This window comes from Paenibacillus residui (genome assembly GCF_042677205.1).
Lineage (GTDB): Bacteria > Bacillota > Bacilli > Paenibacillales > NBRC-103111 > Paenibacillus_L > Paenibacillus_L residui.
In genome coordinates this window covers 52181-77014 of the sequence record NZ_JBHTIU010000098.1, presented here as the reverse complement: position 1 = coordinate 77014, position 24834 = coordinate 52181, and the positions used below count along the sequence as shown (strand labels likewise).

General features: G+C 48.0%; 20 protein-coding genes and 1 pseudogene. 13 read left to right on the top strand and 8 right to left on the bottom strand.

The features are described from left to right. Positions 1-171 precede the first annotated feature (171 nt). Together ACFQ03_RS23325 and ACFQ03_RS23320 are read left to right on the top strand one after the other, a co-directional pair. Positions 172-366, top strand: coding sequence for a transposon-encoded TnpW family protein (locus tag ACFQ03_RS23325; protein WP_010274578.1), 195 nt, complete (start codon positions 172-174; stop codon positions 364-366). Positions 367-447: 81 nt separating this feature from the next. Further along, a complete protein-coding gene (locus ACFQ03_RS23320; RefSeq protein ID WP_216539118.1) occupies positions 448-2394 on the top strand; it encodes a recombinase family protein in 1947 nt (648 codons plus the stop codon). An 83-nt stretch (positions 2395-2477) separates the two neighbouring features. Here the strand turns inward: ACFQ03_RS23320 and ACFQ03_RS23315 are convergent, their stop codons facing one another. Further along, positions 2478-2708, bottom strand: a complete 231-nt coding sequence (locus ACFQ03_RS23315) for a helix-turn-helix domain-containing protein (RefSeq protein ID WP_379291306.1) — start codon at positions 2706-2708, stop codon at positions 2478-2480. A 704-nt stretch (positions 2709-3412) separates the two neighbouring features. On the opposite strand from ACFQ03_RS23315, the gene ACFQ03_RS23310 reads away from it, so the two are divergent. From ACFQ03_RS23310 to ACFQ03_RS23260, 11 genes are all read left to right on the top strand, one after another. Next, positions 3413-3712, top strand: a complete 300-nt coding sequence (locus ACFQ03_RS23310; protein ID WP_270619087.1) for a hypothetical protein — start codon at positions 3413-3415, stop codon at positions 3710-3712. A gap of 348 nt (positions 3713-4060) precedes the next feature. Next, entirely contained in the window at positions 4061-4921 is an 861-nt protein-coding gene (locus tag ACFQ03_RS23305; protein ID WP_010274562.1) for a ParB/RepB/Spo0J family partition protein, read from the top strand. 419 nt (positions 4922-5340) lie between these two features. Beyond that, the gene (locus tag ACFQ03_RS23300; RefSeq protein ID WP_216539116.1) at positions 5341-6669 is read left to right on the top strand and encodes a methyl-accepting chemotaxis protein; all 1329 of its coding nucleotides are present in this window, start codon (positions 5341-5343) and stop codon (positions 6667-6669) included. 250 nt (positions 6670-6919) lie between these two features. Next, positions 6920-8368, top strand: coding sequence for a helicase-related protein (locus tag ACFQ03_RS23295; protein WP_449290189.1), 1449 nt, complete (start codon positions 6920-6922; stop codon positions 8366-8368). A 181-nt stretch (positions 8369-8549) separates the two neighbouring features. After that, positions 8550-8834, top strand: coding sequence for a hypothetical protein (locus tag ACFQ03_RS23290; protein ID WP_041052803.1), 285 nt, complete (start codon positions 8550-8552; stop codon positions 8832-8834). Between the two features lie 49 nt (positions 8835-8883). Next, on the top strand, positions 8884-9834 hold the full coding sequence (locus ACFQ03_RS23285) for a DUF3991 and TOPRIM domain-containing protein (protein ID WP_379291300.1): 951 nt from the start codon (positions 8884-8886) through the stop codon (positions 9832-9834). A 164-nt stretch (positions 9835-9998) separates the two neighbouring features. Then, positions 9999-10289 (top strand): type II toxin-antitoxin system Phd/YefM family antitoxin, encoded by a 291-nt coding sequence (locus ACFQ03_RS23280; RefSeq protein WP_041052551.1) that lies wholly within the window; start codon positions 9999-10001, stop codon positions 10287-10289. After that, entirely contained in the window at positions 10252-10584 is a 333-nt protein-coding gene (locus ACFQ03_RS23275; RefSeq protein ID WP_379291297.1) for a type II toxin-antitoxin system RelE/ParE family toxin, read from the top strand. Before ACFQ03_RS23280 ends, ACFQ03_RS23275 begins: the two co-directional genes overlap by 38 nt. A 266-nt stretch (positions 10585-10850) precedes the next feature. Next, positions 10851-11207: a plasmid mobilization protein gene (locus ACFQ03_RS23270; protein WP_036623498.1), complete on the top strand. Its 357-nt coding sequence runs from the start codon at positions 10851-10853 to the stop codon at positions 11205-11207. A 16-nt stretch (positions 11208-11223) separates the two neighbouring features. After that, on the top strand, positions 11224-12630 hold the full coding sequence (locus ACFQ03_RS23265) for a relaxase/mobilization nuclease domain-containing protein (protein WP_036623496.1): 1407 nt from the start codon (positions 11224-11226) through the stop codon (positions 12628-12630). Further along, on the top strand, positions 12539-13339 hold the full coding sequence (locus ACFQ03_RS23260; protein ID WP_379291294.1) for a DUF3801 domain-containing protein: 801 nt from the start codon (positions 12539-12541) through the stop codon (positions 13337-13339). Before ACFQ03_RS23265 ends, ACFQ03_RS23260 begins: the two co-directional genes overlap by 92 nt. Here the strand turns inward: ACFQ03_RS23260 and ACFQ03_RS23255 are convergent. The 7 genes and pseudogenes from ACFQ03_RS23255 to ACFQ03_RS23225 all read right to left on the bottom strand — a co-directional run. Next, positions 13321-13638, bottom strand: a pseudogene (locus tag ACFQ03_RS23255) (patatin-like phospholipase family protein); the annotation flags it as partial. The gene ACFQ03_RS23260 and the pseudogene ACFQ03_RS23255 sit on opposite strands and share 19 nt — an antisense overlap. Positions 13639-13704: 66 nt before the next feature. After that, on the bottom strand, positions 13705-16842 hold the full coding sequence (locus ACFQ03_RS23250) for a type I restriction endonuclease subunit R (protein WP_379291292.1): 3138 nt from the start codon (positions 16840-16842) through the stop codon (positions 13705-13707). 17 nt (positions 16843-16859) lie between these two features. Continuing rightward, positions 16860-18179, bottom strand: coding sequence for a restriction endonuclease subunit S (locus tag ACFQ03_RS23245; protein WP_379291290.1), 1320 nt, complete (start codon positions 18177-18179; stop codon positions 16860-16862). Continuing rightward, positions 18169-19692 (bottom strand): class I SAM-dependent DNA methyltransferase, encoded by a 1524-nt coding sequence (locus ACFQ03_RS23240; protein WP_213595431.1) that lies wholly within the window; start codon positions 19690-19692, stop codon positions 18169-18171. Before ACFQ03_RS23240 ends, ACFQ03_RS23245 begins: the two co-directional genes overlap by 11 nt. A 16-nt stretch (positions 19693-19708) precedes the next feature. After that, complete coding sequence (locus tag ACFQ03_RS23235) at positions 19709-21295, bottom strand: restriction endonuclease subunit S (protein ID WP_379291287.1); 1587 nt, start codon at positions 21293-21295, stop codon at positions 19709-19711. 1686 nt (positions 21296-22981) lie between these two features. Continuing rightward, complete coding sequence (locus tag ACFQ03_RS23230; protein WP_213595435.1) at positions 22982-24007, bottom strand: sensor histidine kinase; 1026 nt, start codon at positions 24005-24007, stop codon at positions 22982-22984. Next, complete coding sequence (locus ACFQ03_RS23225; RefSeq protein ID WP_055110401.1) at positions 24004-24675, bottom strand: response regulator transcription factor; 672 nt, start codon at positions 24673-24675, stop codon at positions 24004-24006. Before ACFQ03_RS23225 ends, ACFQ03_RS23230 begins: the two co-directional genes overlap by 4 nt. Positions 24676-24834: the final 159 nt, after the last annotated feature.

Below are 24834 nucleotides of genomic sequence, written 5' to 3'. Positions count from 1 at the left end.
ATACCAATACGAGAATAACTCTTATCATACAGGCTGAAAAGAAGATTGCCAATGGCGCAGGCGTGGCGATCTGTCTTGTTCAGCCTTTTTTGTGTGCCTTTTAAGCTCTGAAATGGCGCTGTAGGCTGCGCTAAGCGCATGCAGCGTATTAGGAATGAAAGGAGCCGTTACATGACCGAATATCAAAATCCGGATGCTGTGTCGCCGAAACCCGATTTACCCGTCGCCGCGCGCAGGTTATCCTGCAAAATTGGCTCAACGACCTACGATGTGACGATTCATTTCAGTAAGACTAGCAAGGAAAACATGAATGACAAGATACTGCGTCTTGTCCGCAACGATTTGCAACGCCGCCTGACGGAATAAACGGCACAATGGAGGCGGCAACTGAATGCATGATAAAATGACACCAGCCACAAATGAGTTGACTGTCTGAAAGGAGCTATTATGCTTAGACAGTCAAATGAGAAAATCACCGCCCTGTACGAACGCCTTTCGAGAGATGACGAATTACAGGGAGACAGCAACAGCATAGTCAATCAGAAGAAGATGTTGGAGGATTACGCAAGGAATAACGGCTTCAAGAAACTTGTTCACTTCACAGACGACGGCTATTCAGGCACGAACTTTGAAAGACCTGGCTGGAAACAGCTCATGGCAGAAGTTGAGCAGGGAAAAGTCGGCGCAATCATCGTCAAGGACATGTCGCGAGTCGGGCGTGATTATTTGCGCGTTGGCATGTACACGGAGGAATTTTTCAAAAGCGGCATACGCTTTATCGCAGTCAATGACAATGTGGACAGCGACAACGGGGACAACGACTTTACCCCCTTTCGCAACATCATGAATGAATGGACGGCGCGGGACACCAGCCGTAAAATCCGGGCGGTTTTCCGGGCTAGGGCTATGGAGGGCAAGCGCATATCGCCATCAACGCCTTATGGCTATCTGCGCGATCCGCAGGACAAGCAAAAATGGATTGTGGACGTGGAAGCTGCGGAGGTTGTGCAGCGCATTTTCCGACTTGTAATCGAAGGGTATGGCGTCTACCAAATCTCTGATATATTGACTGCTGACAGGGTGCTTATTCCTTCCGCTCATTGGGAACGCATCGGGGCAGATAATCAAAGGCACAAGCATTATCAAGACCCGTACCGTTGGCGCGGCGGCGTGGTGGCCAAAATCCTTGAACGCATGGAATACATGGGCCATACCGTAGCTTTCAAGACTCATACCGTATCCTACAAAGACAAACGATCCAAGGCGACAGCGCCGGAAGAACGGGTAATCTTTGAAAATACGCATGAACCCATCATCGACCCGGAAACGTGGCACAATGCCCAGCGGCTGCGTCGAACGGTGCGTAAGCCTGATAAGAAAGGAAAGCCAAGCAGGCTGACAGGGCTTCTTTATTGCGCCGATTGCGGCGCGAAAATGACCCATGACCGGTCCCATGACAAGCGACCGGGTAGAAGCTCCAAGAACGAATACTATTGCTCCAGCTACCGCTCCCAAACCCGTAGTTGCTCGATGCATTATATCCGCGTTCCAGTTGTCGAGACGCTGATTCTAAATGCGCTTCGGGAGGTTAGCTCTTTTGCAAGGACAAACAAGCAAGAATTTATTCGTATGGTTACGGATAGTACCTCCGAGCGGCAGGATAAAACGGCAAAGCAACAACGGAGGAAGCTGATCGCTTACCGGAAGCGGAGTAATGAGCTTGATAATATCATTCGTAAGCTGTACGAAGACAATTTGAGCGGAAAGCTATCGGACAAGCGTTTCGAGAAGCTATCCAGCGATTATGAACGAGAGCAGGAAGAACTAGAGCAGACTATCGAGCGCTTACAGAGCGAGATTGACAACATGGAGAAGCAGACGGTCAATGCAGATCGATTCCTCGACTTGGTTGATCGTTACACCGATTTTGAGGAACTTACTACGCCAATACTGAATGAATTTGTGGAAAAGGTAGTTGTTCACGAAAGGGCTAGAAGCAACCGCTACACGACCACGCAAAAGGTGGATATTTATTTTAACTTTGTGGGGCTAGTGGAGTTACCGGGAGAAAAAAATAACGTCTTCCCTGTTAGCAGTACCCTGCAAAAAAACGTTTCAAAAAAGGCCATGAAAGCTTATGCGCCTCTTAAGCAGTATTTGGAACAGCAGAGTGCCGTCTCGCTTCAATTGACCATTTCTGAAATTGAGAGGGTCATTGGGAGAAGACTGACGGCGACTGCGTACAATTACAGGACGTACTGGTATCCGCGGAAGAATCGTCCATTAGCCAACATCATCTATAATGCCGGCTACGACGTTGAAAAGCTGGATTTGGTGCGTCAGGTTATTCTGTTAAAAAGAGCAGAAACTGACGTAAAGCAGTTTATAAGCTGATTAGGATGATACTTCGGATGGGACGCGCCTAGCGGGGGATAAGGAACGTTGGGGAAGCGTTCACACAATTTTAAATGCCATAGTTAATCCTGTTCTCGAATACGCCCGTAAGGTTTGGGGTTATCGGTCAGCCCTAAAAAATAATCGACACTTACTTTATGGAACTTTGAAAGTTTTATTAAAACAGATGTTGGAATATCCAAATCACCGCTTTCGTAGCGGGAATATGTGGCTTGAGTAATATTTAAGTGTTCCGCCATTTGTTGTTGTGTAATGTCTTTATCTTCTCGTAAATCCCTTACCTTTCTGTACATGTCTATCACCCAAACCAATACTACTTTATGCGGTTTTGGTATATTGACATTTATGCGATATTCGTATAATTTTGGTTCTATGGTATATTTGTAGGAAAATGGAACTACTGGGGTGATGGAATGTTTTATTTCACGTGGCTAGAAATGCCTACATGGGCGAGAGTGATTTACTTAATAGCGGGTATTTTGTCATGGGTTATCTGTTTTATACTTGAAGCAAAATATCGACGGGAATTAAAAAAATGCCGGGAAAGCGCTCCCGACACCAAAACATATTTTCATTAAAGGTCGTCAAAACAGTTATCGTCCAATACCTTTCCTCGTAAAAGGTGCGGCATATTTTCGCGGACAAAAAGCTGGGAGATATATTCCTAGCTTTTTGTGTTACTTTACATTCTAAAATGGCATTAATAGACGATCCAATTGATAGATTTTTATTTCAACAACAATATTTTCGAAAAGCGCATTTCTGAAAGATAATCACGCTTCAGATTGATGTTCGCAACGCGAGATGGTTGTCTCGCGTTGCAGCAAGCACTGAATCTGGTCTCCCAAATTTGCTTGTTGAGGGCTGCACCCCCAATCCCCCAATTTCACACTGCCGCAGCGGTGGCGGAGCATGGTAGCTTTGTCTGTAAAGTGTCATGGGATTACAATGTGATTGATTTCATTGCTATACGAATCAACAGGAGGTGATGATAGAAATGAACCATATGTCAGAAATCCTTGAGAGGGCCCACATTCAGTGTATTCGTGAATATTTGCTACGTGGCGCGGCAGGCACCGACATCAATCCGAAGAGCCACAAGGAACGGATTGACGAAGTGCATAATTCTGCCATGGAGCTTATAGAGCAAAAGTTCCCCAATATGGATGAACACGAGGAAGTAACCAAAAAGGTTTATAACTATGCGGGCACCTGCGAAGATGTGTATATGGAAATTGGACTGCAATGCGGTTTTATACTGGCGGTGCAGTTACTCGGTAATACGCAAACAAAATAGGAAACCGATGGAATCATATCGTGAAGGACTGCCATAAGTGGCGGTCTTTTTTCTTTTGAGGCGATACTGGCGCTGGAACGGCAAGTCGACACGTTTTGGCGCTTTTTATTTAGAGCCCCCCCTGCTCGTTATTGACGGGAAGAAGCGGTTTCTGTTCGAATCAGGTACCGTTCATCATGAACCACGTTCAGCTAACGGGACCAAATGCCGGCGGGAAAACGGAGGGGTATTAGGGGCGCTGCCCCTAACAAGCGAATTTGGATATCCAAATTCAGTGCTTGCTACAACACAAGACAGTGGTCTCAAGGTAGAACTCAAGAACTCGCCGAAGAAGAAGGAGTGGAACGGATGAAAGAAAACGTTACAGCAATTCCCATAGACCAGTTGTATTCTTTTCACGAAAATCCCTATAAAGTGGCGGACAATGAGGAACTGCAAGCCTTGTCCGAAAGTATAAAGATGTACGGAGTTATTTCGCCGCTGGTAGTACGCCAAAGAACCGAGGGGGGCTATGAAATTATATCAGGTCATCGCCGGAAGGCAGCCTGTGAAAAGGCGGGGATTGATATAGTTCCTGCCTTTGTTCGTGAAATGGACCGATACGCCGCCATTATTGCCTTGGTGGACAGTAACCTCCATCGTGAGCATGTGTTGCCGTCCGAAAAAGCCTTTGCCTACAAAATGAAACTGGAAGCCATCAAAGCGCAGAGACAACGTAATGATTTAGTCGAATCTGCAACTTCTGACCGAATCGGACACAAGTCGCGCGAATGTGTGGCTCATGATGTTGGGACAAGTGCAACGCAAGTACAGCGCTTTGTTCGGCTGACCAAGTTGATACCGCCCATTCTCGATATGGTGGACAATGGAAAAATAGCTTTTAGCCCTGCCGTCGAATTGTCTTACTTAACCGAGCAAGAACAGACAGACTTGCTTGAAACGATGGAAAGTGAAGACCGCACACCGTCACTTTCGCAGGCACAGCGGATGAAAAAACTAAGTACTGATGGCCTACTCGATATGAACGTTATTTTCGATATCATGACGGAGGAAAAAGCCAATCAGAAAGAGCAAATCAAGTTGAAAAAGGAAAGCATCAAGGACTTCTTTCCAAAGGGCTACACGGCACAGCAGATGGAAAAGACCATACTGAAATTATTGGAAGAATGGCGGAAAAAGCGGGAACGAAGCCGCCACGATGCGCGCTGATTTTTTCTCGGCCGGTAATAAAGGCATTAGATGACAATATGAAAGATCGTTTGAGTATATTTTATATTCGGTTGACGGCAGGAAAGAAAAAATTTAGTGGCACGAAATATCTGAATATCCCCCAGGTGGCTCCGGGCCAATTCAATAGACAGCATGATAAAAAAAACGTCCAATTTGATAAGCGTAACGTGATTATAGCCTAAAATAATTGAAAAAATAAATTTTGATGATATCCAGCTCTGTTACTGGTTAGGAATCATGGTACGGGAGGCCCTTCAGCATTGTGACGATTGTAAAAGACTATTTTTGATCGTGAGCAATATGCGACTTAATTGCTAATAGCTGGTATAATAAATGTGTAAAAAACAGATGTTTAGTGTAATCACTGATCTACCATTTTAGTAGGAGGAATCCCAACCATGATAAAAGAAAACAAAGTCTCGCAGTCCATTGAAAGTCTTGCAAAGGTGGTTAATATTGCGAAAGTAACGATTGGTCTACGGCTAAAGATTGCGGCTATTATCATTCTGAGCATCCTTGTTTCTTCTCCAATATCGGCCTATTTGAATACCATTGCCAATCGGGTTTTGACCGGGAATATTGGGATATATTTGACGGCCTCCATGAATCTCATCGTGACGACGTGTATCATACTGCTATTTGTCCAATTTTTTATTATTAAACCCCTAAAGACGGTGTTGACAGCTACCCAAGAAGTTTCTAAAGGGAATCTAAAGGTGCAAGTTTCCTATCGATCCAAAGATGAACTCGGACAGCTCTCCAGTTCTTTTAATCAAATGATTGAAAACCTACGAAATCTCATTGTCGATATGAATCATGCTTCGGATTTTGTCGCACAAGCCTCCGATCAATTATCCCATGTTTCCAAGTCGGTCGTGCAGTCATTTGACCCCATCGTCGAAAATGTAAACGGCATGGCTAAAGGAGCGGAAACACAGGTCGCCGTTTCTCAAGAAAGCAGCAGGGCATTAGAAGAAATGGCTGCTGGCGTGCAGAAAATCGCTGAAACCTCTTCTTTCGTATCAGAGTTGTCCTTAACGACACTTTCCGAAGCAGAAAAAGGTAACGAAGCGATCAATCGGGTGAAAGATCAAATGCAGGACATCAGTCAATCCGTCAACGATTCCGCCTCCATTATTTATAAAATGAGCGAGTTGTCAGAGAAAATAACAGGTATCACCAAGATGATTAGCGAAATTGCTTCTCAAACCAGTTTATTGGCCTTGAACGCCTCGATTGAAGCAGCCAGAGCGGGGGAAGACGGCAAAGGTTTTGCTGTTGTCGCGAATGAAGTTAAGAAATTGGCGAGTCAAACGGAAAATTCCGCAGCCCAAATCAGCGAGATCATTGGTCAAGTGGATCGAGTTTCTACCGACGCGGTACAATCCATGAAAAAGGGAGTACAAGAAGTCCAAAAGGGAATTGAAATTGCGATTTATTCAGGGGAAGCCTTTGAAAAGATACTGGATGCCGTCAAAAATGTTTCTGTACATATTGAGGAAGTTGCCGCAACTGCCGAACAAATGGCGGCAAGTTCCGAGGAAGTAAGCGCCAGCGTTACTGAACTATCCGGAATTGCAACAGGCACCTCCGATAAGGCGAATCATGCGGCAATATCTACTAAAGAACAATTAAAAGAAATGGACAGGATTTTAACATCAGCCGAATCTTTGGCTGAAATGGCGGCCCAATTGAAACAAACAGTTGGGAAATTTTCGATGGCTTAAGATTGGCCTTGCCTAGTCACAATGAAGGGCTTTATACAAATGCGATCAGTAAAAACCTCCTTGACAAACTGCACCGGAAGGAACGGGCTATCGGGCGAAAACCCGGTTTGCCCGTTTTTACAATTTGCCGGAACTGATGAATATGTTCAAGGAAGTGGCTGACATCCAGACGGCGGACATGCTCCAGCTTCCCGTACCGAAAGCCCATTTCCACAATGTTGCCGTGCCGCCAAGCGACTTCCAGCGGGAAATGGTCGCGGATCTCGCCCACCGTGCTGAGCGGGTGCGGGCGAAAGAAGTGGAGCCGCACGAGGACAACATGCTGACGATCACCAATGACGGACGCAAACTGGCGCTCGATCAGCGGCTGGCGAATCCCCTGCTTCCCGACGACGAAGGCAGCAAAGTCAGCGTCTGCGCGGACAATGTCTTCCGGTATTGGGCGGAACATCAGGAGCAGCGTTTGACCCAGTTGGTGTTCTGCGATTTGTCCATTCCGAAACAGGATGGTGCCTTCAATGTGTACGACGAGCTGCGGCGCAAGCTGATGGAGAAAGGTGTTCCTGCCGAGGAAATCGCGTACATTCACGATGCCAATACCGAGGTCAAGAAAAAGGAACTGTTCGCCAAAGTACGCAGCGGACAGGTTCGGATACTGCTTGGATCGACATTCAAAATGGGCGCGGGCACGAACGTGCAAACGAAGCTGATTGCCCTTCACGACCTCGACTGCCCTTGGCGTCCGCGGGACCTGGAGCAGCGCAGCGGGCGCATTATCCGGCAAGGCAACCAGAACAGCGAAGTGCATATTTTTCGCTATGTGACGGAGAACACGTTCGACGCGTACCTTTATCAGACACTGGAGAACAAGCAGCGCTTCATTTCGCAGATCATGACCAGCAAGTCGCCGGTCCGTTCCGCCGAGGATATCGACGAGACGGCGCTCTCCTATGCCGAAGTGAAGGCGCTGGCGACCGGCAACCCGTACATCAAAGAGAAAATGGACCTGGACATTCAGGTATCCAAATTGAAGCTGCTCAAAGCCAACCACTTGAGCCAGCGCTACGCACTGGAGGACCGCCTGCTCAAAATGCTGCCGCAGCAGATCAAATCCACCGAAGAACGAATTGCCGGCTATGAACAGGACGTTGCTTTGTATACACGATCTTTGGCATCCGAGGCGGATGGGGCAGATAAATTTCCCGGCATGACGATCAAAGATTACACCTACTCGGAGAGGGCGGCAGCGGGCGCGGCTTTGCTGGACGCTTGCAAAGGCATGACATCGCCCGATCCGCAGGAATTCGGCAGCTACCGGGGATTTTCCTTGTGGCTGTCCTTTGACAGCTTCCATAAGGAGTACAAGGTCACGCTTCGCGGCGCGCTCGGTCATACGGTGACGCTCGGAGCGGATGCAGGCGGCAACATAAGCCGCATCAACAATGCCTTGTCCGACTTGCCTGCAAAGCTGGAGCATGCCCGCGAGCAGCTTGCCACCTTGCGGCAGCAGATGGTCACGGCCAAAGAGCAAATCGAGGCTCCTTTCGAGAAGGAGCAGGAGCTGCAAATGAAAGCGGCGCGGCTTGCGGAGCTGAATGCCCTTCTGAACATGGACAAACGGGAAAACGAAGCCGTGGACAGCGTTCCGGACGAAGAACCGGAAGCGCCCGAACGGCGGGTGGTGGGCCGTGAGCGATAACGGCCTGACACCGTCGTTCCTCCCCCTGAAAGGGAACTTCATGCTGACCATTACGGAAAAGAACATGGTATCGGTGCGAGCATTTCACAGGTCGAAGATCGCTCACTTGTTAAAGTTATCAATCTCATGACGAATTGGACTCCGGTTTTGGGGTCCTTTTCTCGTTTCCGGAGGAATGAACATGTTGTATGCCAGCCCAAGCGGCGGATGCTTTTGTCCGATTTTGCCGCCTTTTGGTTACGGAACCGGCTTGATCGAGGAGGGAGAAACCGTGCCATCGTTGGAGTTGATATCCAAAGAGAAAAACGGATTTGGCGACACGTATTATTACATCCGCGACTCAAACGGGGTGACCAGTCAAGTTCATGAAGGCGATTTAGACGCATTCATGAAAAAGAAAGGCGTTACGAAGTTGAAGGAAGGCAGAGCTTATACGTACCCCAAAAAGAGGGGTAAGGCACGATGAACCATATACCCATCGGATGCTGCCTGGATTTCCAAAAGGAGCTGCGGCAATGAGCTATGTAAACAAGGAACAGATCGAACGTGCCAAAAGACTGGACCTGCTCACATATTTGCATATGCACGAGCCGGCAGAACTGGTCCGATGCTCCCGCAATGTCTACACCACCCGGACACACGACAGCTTGAAAATTTCCAACGGCAAATGGTACTGGTGGTCAAGGGGGATCGGCGGACGCTCGGCGCTGGACTATTTGATCAAAGTGCGGGGCATGTCTTTTCCCGATGCGGTGCTGCAAATGGAAGGCGTTCATCCAGGCAGCGCACCTGCATTTTCGCAATCTTTGCAACAACGCTCATCTCCAGCGCGGTTTGAGCTTCCCGAACCGAATCATACATCGCATCGCGTCATGGCCTATCTCAGCAAACGTGGTATCCACCGCACGTTGATCGACTACTGTCTCGAAACGGGGCGCTTGTATGAAAGCCGACGCTATCACAACGCGGTATTCGTCGGATTTGACCAGGAAGGGACGCCGCGCTATGCGGCGATACGCGGTACGACAAGCACCCGTTATATGGGGGAAGCCGTTGGCAGCGACAAGCGGTATTCGTTTTCCATTCCGGCCTCGAAAAACAGTACGGAACTGCATCTGTTTGAGAGCGCTATTGATCTCTTATCCTACTGTACACTGGAACATCTCGCCGGCCGGGATTGGCGGCAGGCGCATAAGCTGTCGCTGGCCGGAATATACAGGCCCAGGACAAATGGGGAGGACTCTACTCCTCCGTCTGCCCTAACGCATTACTTGAAGTGCTTTCCCCAAGTAAATCGACTTGTTCTGCACCTGGATAATGATGAGCCGGGGCGATTGGCGGCAGCCACGATACAGAGGCTCCTCTCCCCCACCCTTCTCATATCCGATGAGCCGCCTAAGTTCGGAAAGGATGTAAACAACGAATTGATGGAATTCCGACGAAGACGCGGTGAACCATCCCGATAGCGGTAGACGCTGAACGGTTGGTGTCTTTTCTTTTGGGTTACGGAAAATTTTCGCAGCATGTGGATAAGATGTGAATAGATTGAGGATAAGCGCAACCGCATTGATTGTATAGCATGTAATAGGTATAATAAAATCAATATACAGCTATGCAAGGAGTGACCAAGATGATTATCAAGCCTTCCGCCAGTATCCGGCAAAACTATAATGAAATCGCCGATCTATGCAAATCGTCCGGGGAACCGGTTTATCTGACCAAGAACGGTGAAGGCGATCTCGTCGTGATGGACATTGAGACGTTTTCCCGTCGCGAGAAGATGTTAAAGCTGCGCGAAGAACTGCTCGCTGTGCAAGAGGATCGTTTGGCGGGCCGTGCTGGTGTGACGCCGGATGAACTGGACGCTTACCTGGAGGGCATTATTGACGAGGTTCAGCATGGAAAAGATGCCCCGATATAAGATCGTCGTTTCCGATCGCGCCCGCCAAATGCTGGCGGTTCATGTGCGATTCCTTGCGGAAAAAAATCCGGATGCCGCGCGAAAAACGAAAAACGAATTGCTGCATGCGATACGTTCCTTGGCGCAAATGCCGGAACGTTATCCTTTTCTCGAAGCGGAATTTATCCCGTCAAACAAGTATCACAAAATGTTCGTAGATAAATGGTATCTGGTGTTGTATCAGATTCAGGATGAAATCGTGTATGTCGATTTCATTGTAGACTGCCGCCAGGATTACCGCTGGTTGGTGCGATAACAAAAAAGTTCTGCGGAAGACGCCCGAGCGGATCGGCGTCTTTTTTGTGTTTTTGGGGTTCCCTCTTTTTCCCGGCAGGTGCTTGAAGGCGACGCGAGACGAATGTCTCGTGTTGCAGCAAGCACTGAATTTGGATATCCAAATTCGCTTGTTAGTGGCACAGCCCCTAAGACCCCGTTCGCACGATGCAATTGTTTGATGCTCGATTTGATCCGCGGCGATGAGATTTTCTGTCGGAAGCTCATGTTCGGAAAGGGGTGATGCAAATGAGGAAACGACCAATCTCTTTTCTGGTTCGCTTAAATGAAAGCGAGCATGCTCGCCTTATGACAGAAGTGAAAAAAACGGGACTTTCTCGGGAAGCGTACATTCGGGCATTGATCAATGGGTATATTCCCAAACCGCTACCGCCCCTGGATTATTACGCGATGATGCGTGAACTGAACGCTATTGGGAATAACCTGAATCAACTCACTGTGAAGGCCCATACGACTGGACATCTGGAACGGGCTGCATTTCAGGTGGAAGCCGACCGCTTACGTCACGCAGTCCAGCAGATTCAACAGGCTGTAACCGAACCGGAACGAAGACCACCAGTGCATCCAAATGTGCATCCGCCGTAAGGGGGGGGGATTTCACGTGGCAACGACCGCAATCTGGGGGGTGACCGACAGGCTTAAGCGGGTGCTGGATTACGCCGCAAATCCTGACAAGACAGCAGAACGTAGCGAAGGTGGTTTGGAGCAGGTACTCGCTTATACACAGGCGGATGCCAAAACGGAGAAGCAACTATATGTCAGCGGTGTCAACTGCGATCCGTTAACGGCTTATGAGCAGATGCAGCGGACGAAGCGGCGGTTTTTTAAGACGGACGGCATTTTGGCCTTTCACGCCTATCAAGCGTTTGCGCCGGGGGAGACAACGCCGCAAATCGCTCATACCATCGGTGTTAAGTTAGCGCAGGAGTTGTGGGGGGAGCGCTTTGAAGTCGTCGTATCGACCCATTTGGATAAACAGCATGTGCACAATCACTTTGTGTTAAACTCGGTCTCCTTTGTGGATGGGAAACGGTATTACGACAACAAAGCTTCCTATGCTCTGCTGAGGCAGACATCCGACCGGCTTTGCCAGGAACATGCGCTATCGGTGATTGAGCATCCCGAACCGAGCAAAGCCAAGCATTATGGAGAATGGAAAGCGGAACGTGAGCGAAAGCCAACATGGAGAGGGCTAATCCGGCAGGACATCGATCAGGCTATTGCATCTTCCATGACGATGACACAGTTTTTTGCCCATTTACAAAAGCAAGGTTATGAGCTAAAAACGGCGGTTAAACATATGGCGATACGGCCGCCTGGAAAGACACGCTTTGTCCGTTTGCGCAGTCTAGGCGATGGCTATACCGAGGAAGCGATCAAGCAGCGAATATTGCGAAACCGAATACCTGAACGGGAAAGGCCATCCCATGTCCGCAGACGACGTGCCATGTGTAAGAGCCATGTTCGGTCTGGTCGCAAATTGCGCGGCTTGCAAGCTTTATATATCCGCTACTTGTTTGAAATGGGTGTGCTTCCTAGAAAACGAAAGCCTGTCAAAAAGCCATCCTTTAGACTTCGGGAGGATTTGAGACACTTGTCGGTATTGATGGAGCAAACCAAGCTGCTATGCAAGTATCGCCTCACCCATCAAGAGGAGCTTCTCGCTTTCCGTGACAGGTTGGAGGAACAGATCCAATCCCTGCACCTGAAGCGCAAGTCGTTGTACAACCGAATTCGCCGCTGCAAGGATGCTGGCCAGCGAGAACAATACAAAACGCAAATTGCTGTTTGTTCTAAACGGCTTGCCTCGCTTCGAAAGGAGGTGAAGCTGGTTCAAGGCATTTTGGAGCGATCAGGAGAATTACGAGAGACGTTAAACAGAAGTGGCGCACAGGATCGAAAGGAGGAAATTTTCGATGAGTACCGAAACGGAAGCCGCCAATCAGGTTGTCAACATGAGCTTGAAAAGCATCGAAGTCATGGCCAAGATTTCCGGCGAAGGCGCTAAGCATTTGGCGGTATATTTGTTTGCGGCCTTGCAAGGACAAAAACGAACAAAGGGCAGCATCCGGTTGGAGAGTTTGCTGCGCAGCGGGAAAGAATTAAAGGTATTTGCGGTCAAGAACGAAGACCTGGCAACCTTCTGCAAGGAAGCCAAGCGGTATGGCGTGTTGTACTGTGCTTTGCGCGACAAAAAGAACGTGGACGGGATGTGCGATGTGATGGTCCGGGCGGAGGATGCGTCCAAAATCAATCGGATCGTGGAGCGTTTCCACTTGGCCACTGTGGATACCGCCAAAATTAAGAGTGAAATTGAAAAATCCAATGGAATGTCCGAAGCTCCTGCTGTGGAACAAGGACATGAACCAGGTCACGAGCAAGTTCAGGAACAAGAGCTGTCGAAGGAAATCGCAGAAGAAAGGAATACGGACGACTTGTTGGATGAATTGATGGGAAAGTCCGAACTGCCGGAGCCGACTCCATCGGAGGACGACCATTCAACAGCGGAGAAGGAACCGGCGGAAACGTCCCATCCGTCCGAGAATACCTTCGAGCGCAACGAGGTTACCGCAAGGGATACTGATCCACCTTCTCGTCAAGAGCCGGAGCGAGTGTCCGTCCCTGTGGTAACATTAACTGTTGGAATTAATACAGTTGTCTTGCAATCTTCTATTTTTTTATCCTGGAATACTTCTTCGAGCGCCAATTTTAGTTGATTGCTCGAATACTTTGATTTGATCAATATTTGTTTAAAATAATGAATCTTTCGATAGAATGGATTTTGATATGGAAATATAGAAGGTCCTTTTTCTTTATAGAATCTCACAATGTCTGACGCTGGCATGCCAGATGCCAATGCAAGTGCAATAATTCCCCCAGTTGATGTGCCGCATATGAGATTGAAATTCTGATACACAGGTCCGTATACTTTTTCAATCTCTTCTAGAATTACAGCAGAATAAAGACCTTTAATACCTCCGCCGTCTATAGCTAATATCCGATAACATCCCGGCACATTCTCACCTCTCAAAAAAATGGCGTAGAAACAGTCAAACTTGATGTCCTACGCCTTTGATGTCCGTTAATATTTAAACTCTTCCGTCTCCGCCTGTGCCATCAATTCAGCTTGCTGAAGCACCAGATCAATGGCCATCTTTTCCAGATCCGGCGGGTAACCGTATTTCTTCAACAGCCGCTTGACGGTAATTCGCATCTGAGCACGTACATTCTCACGAAGCGTCCAGTCGACCTTAATGTTGCTCTTGATCGCTTGGGTCAGCTCATGTGCAATCTGCTTCAGCATGAGATCGCCCATCAGTTCCTTGGCCGATTCATTCGAAGCGAGCGCATCATAGAAAGCCAGCTCTTCCTTGATCAGACCGAGATCTTCGCCGCGCTTGACGGCTGCGTTCATTTCTTTGGCCATCTGGATCAGTTCTTCGATAACCTGCGTCGTCTCGATTGTACGATTGTTGTATTTCCGAATGGCTTCCTCCAGCATCTCGGAAAATTTCTTCGATTGCACAATACTGGTTCGGGAAACGGCCTTCACTTTCCCCTGAAGCAGCCTGCGGAGAAGTTCCACAGCCAGATTTTTCTGCTTCAACCCGCGCACATGTTCCAGAAACTCGTCCGATAGTATCGCGATGTTCGGTTTCTGCAAGCCTACGGCTTCCAGAATATCGACGACTTCATCGGATACGACCGATTTCGAAATGAGCTGATTCAACTCGGCATCGAGTTCTTTCGTCGTTTTTCTCTTGTTTTCGTCTGTTATCAGCTTAATTATACCAGATTTAACCGCTTTGAAGAAACTGATTTCGACATTGACTTCCTCCGCGGCGGGAGTCGTCGCGCAGAGCGAGAAGGCTCTTGCCAATTCCGTCGTCCAATTCAGGAAGTTCCGCTTGCTCTCTTCACCTAATCCAAGTACGTAATCGACCGTCTCAACAATGGCCTTCATCCGTTCGGCTGCTTTCTCCGAAGCGAATTTACTGTAGTCATACCCATGAAGCAATTCGCGGATGAGCTGCAGCCTTTCCAGCATAAAGTCAACGGCTTGGTCTGTATCGATACCAGCAGTTTTTCGGTCATTTTCCGTATATTGTTGAAGCGCCGATTTCAGCAAGTCCGCAATTCCGATATAATCGACGATCAGACCGCCCGGCTTGTCGCGGAATACCCGATTCACGCGGGCGATCGCCTGCATCAGATTATGGCCTTTCATCGGCTTGTCGATGTACATCGTATTCATGCTCGGCACGTCAAAACCGGTCAGCCACATATCACGGACAATGACGATCTGAAGCGGATCGTTCACATCTTTCATCCGCTTCGCGAGATGTTCGCGTCGCCGCTTGTTGCCGATAAATGGTTGCCACTCCTCCGGATCGCTGGAACTTCCGGTCATGACGATTTTGATTTTGCCTTCGTTATCATCATCGCTGTGCCAATCCGGCCGGAGTGCAACAATCGCTCTGTACATATCGATGGCGATCCGCCGCGACATCACAACAATCATCGCTTTGCCGAAGCCGGCTTTCTGCCGTTGCTCGAAATGTTCGACGACATCCTGCGCGACTTTCCTGACCCGTTTCTCTGCACCGGCCAACGCTTCAAGCCTGGCCCAACGCGACTTCAGACGCTCCCGCTGCGTGTACTCCTGGTACTCCGTAATATCCTCATACTCGCTGTCAATGACCGGGAGCTCCGCCTCCGACAACTCCAGGCGGGCAATGCGGCTTTCATAATAAATTCTGACCGTGGTTCCGTCTTCTACGGCTCGGGTCATATCGTAAATATCGATGTAGTCACCGAAAACGGCAGGCGTATTTTTGTCTGTCAGTTCGACCGGCGTTCCGGTAAAGCCAATATAAGAAGCGTTCGGCAACGCATCGCGCATATACTTGGCATAGCCATACTTAATGGCCGCTTCGTCGTCCCCGGCGACCATATCCGCCTGAAACCCGTACTGGCTGCGATGCGCCTCGTCCGCAATCACAATCACATTGCGGCGTTCCGTAAGTACAGGATATTTGTCTTCATTTTCATCGGGGGTGAACTTGTGGACCGTTGTGAAAATGATCCCGCCCGACTCCACTGACAAAAGCTCACGCAAATGAGTCCGATTTTCCGCTTGCTGAGGCGTTTGCCTGAGCAAGTCCTTCGACTTGCTGAACGTGCTGAACAACTGATCGTCCAGATCGTTCCGGTCCGTCACCACGACGATCGTCGGGTTGTTCAGCGTCAGGACAAGTTTTCCCGCGTAGAAAACCATGGACAAGCTTTTGCCGGAGCCTTGCGTATGCCAGATAACGCCGATTTTGCGGTCTCCTTCGTCCATCGTCGCCCGTTCCGTACTTGCAATCGCCTTGTTGGTGGCGTGGTATTGGTGGTATCCCGCCAATATTTTGAACAGATGCTCCCCATCGGTTTGAAACAGCACGAAATGCCTGATAATATCAAGCAGTCGGCTTTTCTCGAACATTCCTTTCACAAGCACTTCAAGCTGGGGCAGGGAGGAGGGCGCCACGTCATCGCCATCAATCGTGCGCCACATCATAAACCGGTCTTCATTGGCTGTCAACGTGCCGACCCGCGCATTCACGCCGTCGCTGATGACCAGAAACGAGTTGTAGGTGAACAGGGACGGTATCGCGCCTTTGTACGTCTGCACCTGATGATAGGCATCGCTGATCCCGACTTCTTCGTTGGAGGCGCTTTTCAATTCAAATACGGCGATCGGCAAACCGTTTACGAACACGACGATATCCGGGCGCTTCTCTCCCTGATTTTCAACAACGGTAAACTGGTTGACGACCAGAAAATCGTTGTTGCCGATCCGGTCCGGGTCGGTGTCGAACAGCCATACTTTCTCTGTCGGATATTCGCCATTGGCGGCTTGATACTGCACGTCGATCCCATCGGTAATCATCTTCTGGAACGCCTTGTTATTGATCAGCAGGCTGGGACTGCGCGGCACTTCAACGACCTTGATCGCTTCCTCTATCGCTTCCCGCGGCACATGTTTGTTGATACGAATGAGCGAATCGCGCAACCTGTCTTTCAGGATGACGTCATGGTAAAACTGTCGTTCGGGATACTCGCCTTCCGGAGAAATATCCGGGCCGTATGCTTTCTCGTAGTTCAGTTCTTCGAACCATTCCAGCGCGGCCTGCTCTAAGTCACTTTCGGTATAAGACGTCGTATAGTAGGCCATGTTGCACCTCCTTTGGATTAGGGCTGATAGTTTGCGCTTCTCTCCGCAACCATCGGCAGATCGGGAACACTGTGATCCTGCTCGACAGGGACACGGATCTCGCCAGACATCAGTTTGGGGAGAAGGGTGTCCCTTATGTTCGACAAGTTCATGTTCTCATAAATATTATTAGTCATCATGGATACGAATCCGCGTACTACTGTTGTAAATTTCTCTGCGATTTCCATCGGTGGAATTACTATGGAATAGTTACTCATATCTCGCCAATTTGTCCTTGGCATTTTAGTACCGTTAGAACTCTGAGTAACATAATCGACCAATCTTTCACTAAAAAGCTGAAAGACAAGATATCCATAGAATTCATCTCTCTTAGAATTTATTGATAGAATATCTGTTGAACAGACTCCATCGAAAGGTGCGATTGAGACTTTATGAAAATAAGGTCGAAGTTTCCCAAAAAGAATATCGCCTTTATAGAACCACAGTTTGTTGCTCTCTAATTCATCGGAAACACCAAAATGGGAAATCGCGAGCTTTTTCCGGGGAATATGCTCTAATCCTATATATTTTGTTCCACTTGGTATTTCTTCCGGTCTTACTGTCTGTGTCCTGTTGGAAGCAATATCGCCGATTCTCCCTATCTTCCACCCCTTCGGAATGAGCCCCAACTCACTTTCCTCAAACTCGCCGCCGCTTGACTTATACGGTTCGCCGTTTTCATTTGGAAACTCGAAGTCCACAAACCATCGTTTAAAAAGGGCTTGGGTCATTTCTTCAAGGTTTTTGTTGATGGCGTTGTTGAGTTCGATTTTTTTGTCTACTGATGCCAGCATTTCTCCAATCTCGCATTGTTCATTTTCAGGAGGCAAATAGATCACAGTGTTCTCTATAATATCTGAATTAAAAGCCGGGTATGCGGATGTCTGCCCTTCGGCGATCTGAGTCAAATATCTTGTATAAGAGTCCGATGTCAAATAATAGTACAGAAAATCCGGATGAACCCTCTTTGGTGATATCACTGCAAACCCTGTCGATGCAATCATATCGGGTTCAGCCTTACGAATCATGGTATAGTGCTTCAAATTCGGGCGAACCGTGGAAATCAAAATATCGTTATCCTGCACGATCCGACGAGCGCGACTAGGGGCGTCGTTCAGTTTGAATGTTTGTAGTTGATCTATATTACGATGGTTGACCGCCGCAATATCAATATACTGTATTGTATCAATACGATCACTTTTCTTGATCGACCTTTCATTCACAACTGCAATATCTTTCACCAACCTAGCCTTCCATTCATTAGGAGGCGTCATCCCATTAAATGGCTCAAAACTCAAACCCAATCCCCCCAAGCCGCTTGCGAATTTCATCCTCTAGTTGCCGGGACTTGGCGAACTGTTCTGCCAGCTCCGATGTCAACCGCACCATTTTATCCTCGAACGGTTCGCTGTCTTCTTCTACTTCTTCAATGCCAACATAACGTCCTGGCGTCAGGATGTATTCATGCTCCTGAACCTCAGCAAGCTTCGCTGCTTTGCAGAAACCTTTCACATCTTCATACGTACCAGCTTCCGTCTGTCCGCGCCACGCATGGTACGTATCGGCGATCTTGTGAATATCTTCGGCACTCAACTCACGATGCGTCCGATCCACCATATGACCCATTTTGCGTGCATCGATAAACAGGATTTCGCCGCGGCGGTCCCGAAGGCCCTTTGGCGCTTTATTTTTGGCAATAAACCAAAGACAAACCGGAATTTGCGTAGAATAGAACAATTGACCCGGCAAGGTGACGATACAATCGACCAGATCGGCATTAACCAGCTTGCTGCGAATTTCAAACTCCGCCGTCGTACTTGTCGACATGGAGCCGTTCGCCAGTACGAAGCCGGCAACGCCGCTGGGCGCAAGCTTGTTCACGATATGCTGAATCCACGCATAGTTGGCATTCCCTGCGGGAGGCACCCCATATGCCCAACGGGTATCCTCCGTCAGCCGCTCGCCGCCCCAATCGCTGATATTGAACGGCGGATTGGCCAGGATGTAATCGGCCTTCAGATTTTTATGTAAATCATTGTGAAACGTGTCCGCGTGATGCTCCCCAAGGTTGCCGTCGATGCCGCGAATGGCGAGGTTCATTTTGCACAACTTCCACGTCGTCGGATTCGACTCCTGCCCGTACACCGCGATATCGCCAATGCGCCCCTGATGCTCCTCTACAAACTTCTCGCTCTGAACGAACATGCCGCCGGAACCACAGCAGGGGTCGTATACGCGGCCCTTGAAGGGCTGTATCATCTCGACGAGCAGGCGAACAACGCTGTTCGGGGTATAGAATTCCCCGCCGTTCTTGCCTTCCGCGCTTGCGAATTTGCTAAGGAAATACTCATATACCCGCCCCAGTACATCCTTCGAACGGCTTTCTTCATCGCCGACTTTGAACGAGAACAAATCGATCACTTCGCCAAGACGAGTTTTATCCAGCGCCGGCCTGGCGTAATCTTTCGGCAGCACGCCTTTCAGCGACGGATTTTCCTTCTCGATGGCAATCATCGCATTATCAATGATCTGCCCGATTTCCGGCTTTTTCGCGTTATCCTTGATATGGCTCCAGCGCGCTTCTTTCGGTACCCAGAATATATTTTCTGCCACGTATTCGTCCCGGTCCTCCGGATCGGCATACGGTTCATTTTTCAATGCTTCATATTTTTCTTCAAATGCATCCGACACATATTTCAGAAATAGAAGACCGAGAGCTACATGCTTATACTCCGCTGCATCCATGCTGCCACGCAACTTATCGGCCATGCTCCATAACTTTTCCTCGAATCCAATGTTCGCTGTTGCCATTATCCTGAATTCCTCCTCAGTAGAGTTGCTCATATAACTGGTTCTTCACTTGTTCCCAACGGTTAGCCGCTTCCCGAACGACCTCTTTATATCGTTCTTTCTCCCGGATATATTGCTGTATTAATTCTTGCTGTTTATCTTCCGGTACCAAGGGCAATTCCATTTCCGCCACATCCGCTGGATTCAAATTCATCACGGTTGTTCCCCGCTGGAAGCTTTGAATAAGGGCTGTTCCGACAGGGCTTTCCAGAAACATTTTGGCAAAATGACTCTTGATGGCCGACTTGAATCGGATCACGATCATATTCGAGGAAGCGATGACCATCCCTTGAGCCCCCGGATATACAGCCAGCTTGTTCACGGTGCCGCGGCACGTCATGACCAGGTCACCCGGGAGAATCTCGTAACGTTTCACTTTCCTCTCTTCCTCGTCAATCGTTTCAAGCTGATCCAATAGCACTTCGCCGTCATCCAGATTGGATATATTCAGCACCTTAATGTTCCCGGGCTTTAGATCCTGCTTAAGAATCGACTTTCCCCGAAAAATTTCTGCCACATCGCGCAACTTCACCTTCGGAGTTGCCGCCTGTTGGAAGGAACGAAGTGTATCCTGATCTTCATCCAACAGTAGTTCAATTCGCCAATGATCTAGTTGACGGAACCGATCTGGATGGATGGTAATCTCCCGTTCCGCCACAAGCTTTGACTTTTCCAAATGGAGCCGCCCGAGGATCACTTCTTCCACAGGCGCTTTGCCGAAGTCAACCTGATAGGTCTTGATGGAAGTGTAGGGACGAAACAAGCCGTCCGGAAGCGAATGGATCGTTTGCACCGGCGCCTGATCATTCATTTGCTTCCGCCAGCTGGCGATCGCGCCGGATTGAAACAGCATCCGTGCAGGAAAGGTCACGCTCAATCTCCCGCCGTCTTGCAAGAGTGGAAGGAGATAGCTGGCCGCTGCGCCTTCGGATTCCCGAACCGCAACCTCGTCATCGTTCATTTTCATACCGAAATTCGGCATCGCCAGGATCGCGTCGAGTTGATGTTCTGCAGGCAACGGCTGATAGATGGACCCTTGAACGATGCGGATATTGGAATAGGGCTCGAAATACGTTTTGAATAATCTGCCTATGATGTAGTTTTCCGTTAACAATGTGATTGTCCATGGTCGATGGTAACATTTCGTTTCGATGAGTCCTTTGATATACTTCTCAGCTTCTGCAAACAGAATGTTCTTGTAGCCATGTCGCTCACACTGATCGACAAACCGCTCGACGATTCCTGGATGGACGACAATGCTCCCTGTAACACGATCTTGTTGGATGGTGAGCAAGGCGTATTCCAACAAGTCCATATCCTTGCCTGCATGGTATAATTTATAAAATAAATCCCGATCGCCGGGAAAATGGCCTAATTCTTTGTCTAAGGCGCGTTCCTTCATCCACTGAAACAGCTTCTCAGGTTCTGTCATTAGCTCCGTTTCGGCCAACTGTTGCTGTTCCAGAAGTTGTTGCGTCCGCTTCACTCTAATGGCCTCGCGAAGCAACTGATCACGGGTTGATATATCGTGAAGCAGACAGATATTCCAAAACGACTCAATCAATTCATCACCTTCTTTCGCTGCCAAAAGCCAACTAAATTATACCATCAATGAATTGAGTATTACAATACCAAAAATAAATTCAAACATGTATAGCCGGATGTTTTCAGACTGTCGAAAAATCGGTAGAATGTGAATCCGGCTTTCTATATAACGCATTTTGATGTGGGTGGACTCAACTTTTATAAGAAAAATCGATTTAAACCGATCTGATCACCTTGTTTTTACTTTTGATTTCCTCGTGCCTATTCGAAAAGGACTTTCTCGACAGTCTGATATTTTCCCGTTATCCGATACGCCCAACCCCTAATTGAATCGCGTTGATAATGCTCAACCATATCGATAGTGAAGCCGTTTCATTGGTTTAAAATGTTCTGATCCCAGTGGCCGCCTTTTTGAACAAGCCCCTCAAGAAGCAACTTAATGTCACGCTTAACCGTCATTAGTGAAGTCTGCTGGGTTGGGTGGAGGAGCAATGTCGAAATGGACCAATCATCCGGCCGGGCAATTTCGATAACAAACTTAGTCGTGATACCATGATTCGCCTGTACGATCGCACAGGATCGCCTGGAGCCGTTTGGACATACAGGCTCCCGGAGGTGACGATCACGTCATTGCCGGTATGGGAATGCCGCACATCCTCTCGACGAGCAGTAACTCACGGAAAATTGGAGAATCGCATAAACGTAGGAGGGGCTCCAATACATCTTGACTTGCGGCTCGAATGAATTCGAAACACTGGAAAGCAATAAATCATCTCGTCAAACTGTTGAAGCCCAAGCTCCGGATTTTATATGGAAGTCAATCAAGCTCTTGGGCAATTTAAATCCATTGCTCATCAGATCTTGATTCATTCTGCTATTGTTATTCTATGTACAATACTTTCAAATGGCTTGATTTGATCAAATCCCGTTGGTGTAGATTTGTCCCATGCGCAAATGGGGGACTGTTCCCCAAGGGTAGGATATAACTTTCAAGTCCCCGGTTACCTCCGAAATGCGACTCGAATTCTCCAATTCCCTTTGTAGTCCGCGAAAGGGGATCCGAACCAAAATAACTCAACTTCCAGATTCTCGGGAAACGGCTAGATACGCAGTGTCAATGCAGCCATAATGGAGTCACCTCAGCAGATGCAATTCGGTTTATTACTGCCCCTTGTCAAATACAACGATTGATTTCATCCGATACCTCTTGGGCATATCCTGGTCGCAGTCAGGCTTTTTTCACAAGTTTCCACCGTTTTTGGGCATTCGCCGGCCATTTTCCCAGCAGCCCAGCGAACAGTTACTAGGTGAACAAGAAATAGAAATCATTGACCATGTTGCTACAGATGGTATCGCCCTCTTAATGGGTCATTCATAGACTGAACGATGACGAGTAGGAGATATGGCTGAAATATCATATGAGAACATGTAGAGAGCGGAGTATCTTGGGGATGAGCAATCATGGATTAGTCATTGTTAGGAAGAAAGAATTAAATAGTCCGTCAGGAATACAGGGTACCAAGAAAAAATGAAGGAGATGTTATAGGAAAGATAGATTGTCATACTGGTCAAGAAATAACTCCTTGGCAACCCCTGTCTCACAAGGTAATTGATACACCCCTAACAGCAATCGCCAAGGCAGGTAATCCCCATCCCTGGTGATACTTAACCGAGCTGAAGGCGTGACGGCAGTTGAAAGTATAAATCACATTTCATATAAATGGTTCGAGTTAGGGAAGTGAAGCGTAAGTGTCGTATAGCTTCCCTCTTCCGATTGGACGGACAATCGGTGTCCGAGTTTGACGGCCATGCGGTTAGCGAGATATAACCCCAATCCTGTCGATTTTGCAAGTTGCCTTCCGTTAGTGCCCGTAAACCCCTTCTCGAAAATACGACCAATATCTTCAGCTTTAATACCAATACCCGTATCCCTTATGGAAAGCCTCTTCTCTTCGTTATCTGCCTCGAAAGAGCAAACGATGCTTCCGCTGTCACCGACATATTTCAAGGCATTCGACATGATCTGATCTACGATATATCCGAGCCACTTAGCATCGGTATGCACCCATTCCTCTTTTTCCCACATTGTAAAATGAACTCGCTTGGCTACAAACATTTTTGCGTACTTTCTCACACTGTTTCGCACGATTCGGTTTAGAGAGACTTCCGCGATCAAGTAATCCTTGGAAAAGGAATCAATTCTTGCGTAAAACAGGGCTTGCTCGACATAATGGTCGATTTTGAACAATTCATCTTCGAATACATGGATCAGCTCCTCTACCGACTTACCTGACGCATTTCTAAACAGCAGGGTACATGCCGTAATCGGCAGCTTGACCTCATGAATCCAGGAAACAATAAAATCATGAAAATCTTTTTTCTCGTCTTGAAGCCTTCCGATGGCCTCAAGCTTATTGCTGTAGAGCTTCTTGATCAGTGCCGTATACTGACGCTGTTCATATGTTAGAGGTTCGGGCAAAGCTACGGTTAGTTCGTCCCATCTGTTGTTTACCAGGTCATGTAATATCCTGTTGCGGGTTCTCCAGCGCAAATAGCCTCCGACCACGTATACCGCGGCCAACAACACGCATCCGGATAGAGTATACATTATGTCTCCAACACGATACGTTCCCTCGGTGCTTACGAACATCATCAAAGCAACGAAGGATAGCATTCCAGCAAAGAAGATCAGAAAATAACGTTTATCGTCTAAATAATGTAGAAAGCTCATTTGATTATATAACCTTCTCCCTTGATCGTCGTAATGAACCCATAACGTCCAATCTCATCCAATTTCTTTCGGATTCGGGTCATGTTCACGGTCAGCGTATTGTCGTCGACGAAACTTTCGTCCTCCCATAGGCAGCGCATGATTTTGTCCCGGCTTACGATATGGCCCTTATTCTGCAACAATAGCCGTACGATGACGAATTCGTTCTTTGTCAGTTCAATCGATCGATCGCCGGAAGTAAGCTTCCGATCACCTAGGTTCAGCAGGACGCCTTCGTGCTCGATTATGTTGACTGGCGTTTCGGCATAAGAGTAAGTTCTACGCAACAATGCTTTAATCTTAGCGATAAGTACTTCGTCGTAGAACGGCTTCTGGATATAATCGTCACCGCCCATATTCATCGCCATAACCATATCCATCGGCGAATCCCGTGAGGAGAGAAAAATAATCGGCACGTTAGACAATTCCCGAATTCGGCTGCACCAATAATATCCATCGAATATGGGTAAATTAATATCCATTAACACGAGGTGCGGTTCGGTCTGAAGGAACATGTCTTGAATCCTGTTGAACTCGTCACACAATACGGATTCGTATCCCCACTTCCCGACGGTCTCGCCGATTAACCCCCGAATAGTCGGGTCGTCTTCTACGATCATTATCTTCATCTTCATTCCATACGCCTCCATATCCTTAATCCTATTATATCTTAATTCGGCTAACACTACTGCAACTAGTACCGTGACAAAAATGTAAGCTCGCCAGTAGAAAAACGTAAGTTCAGCGTAAGGATAACTAGTCACCGGCATGGTACGATGGAAATTGAA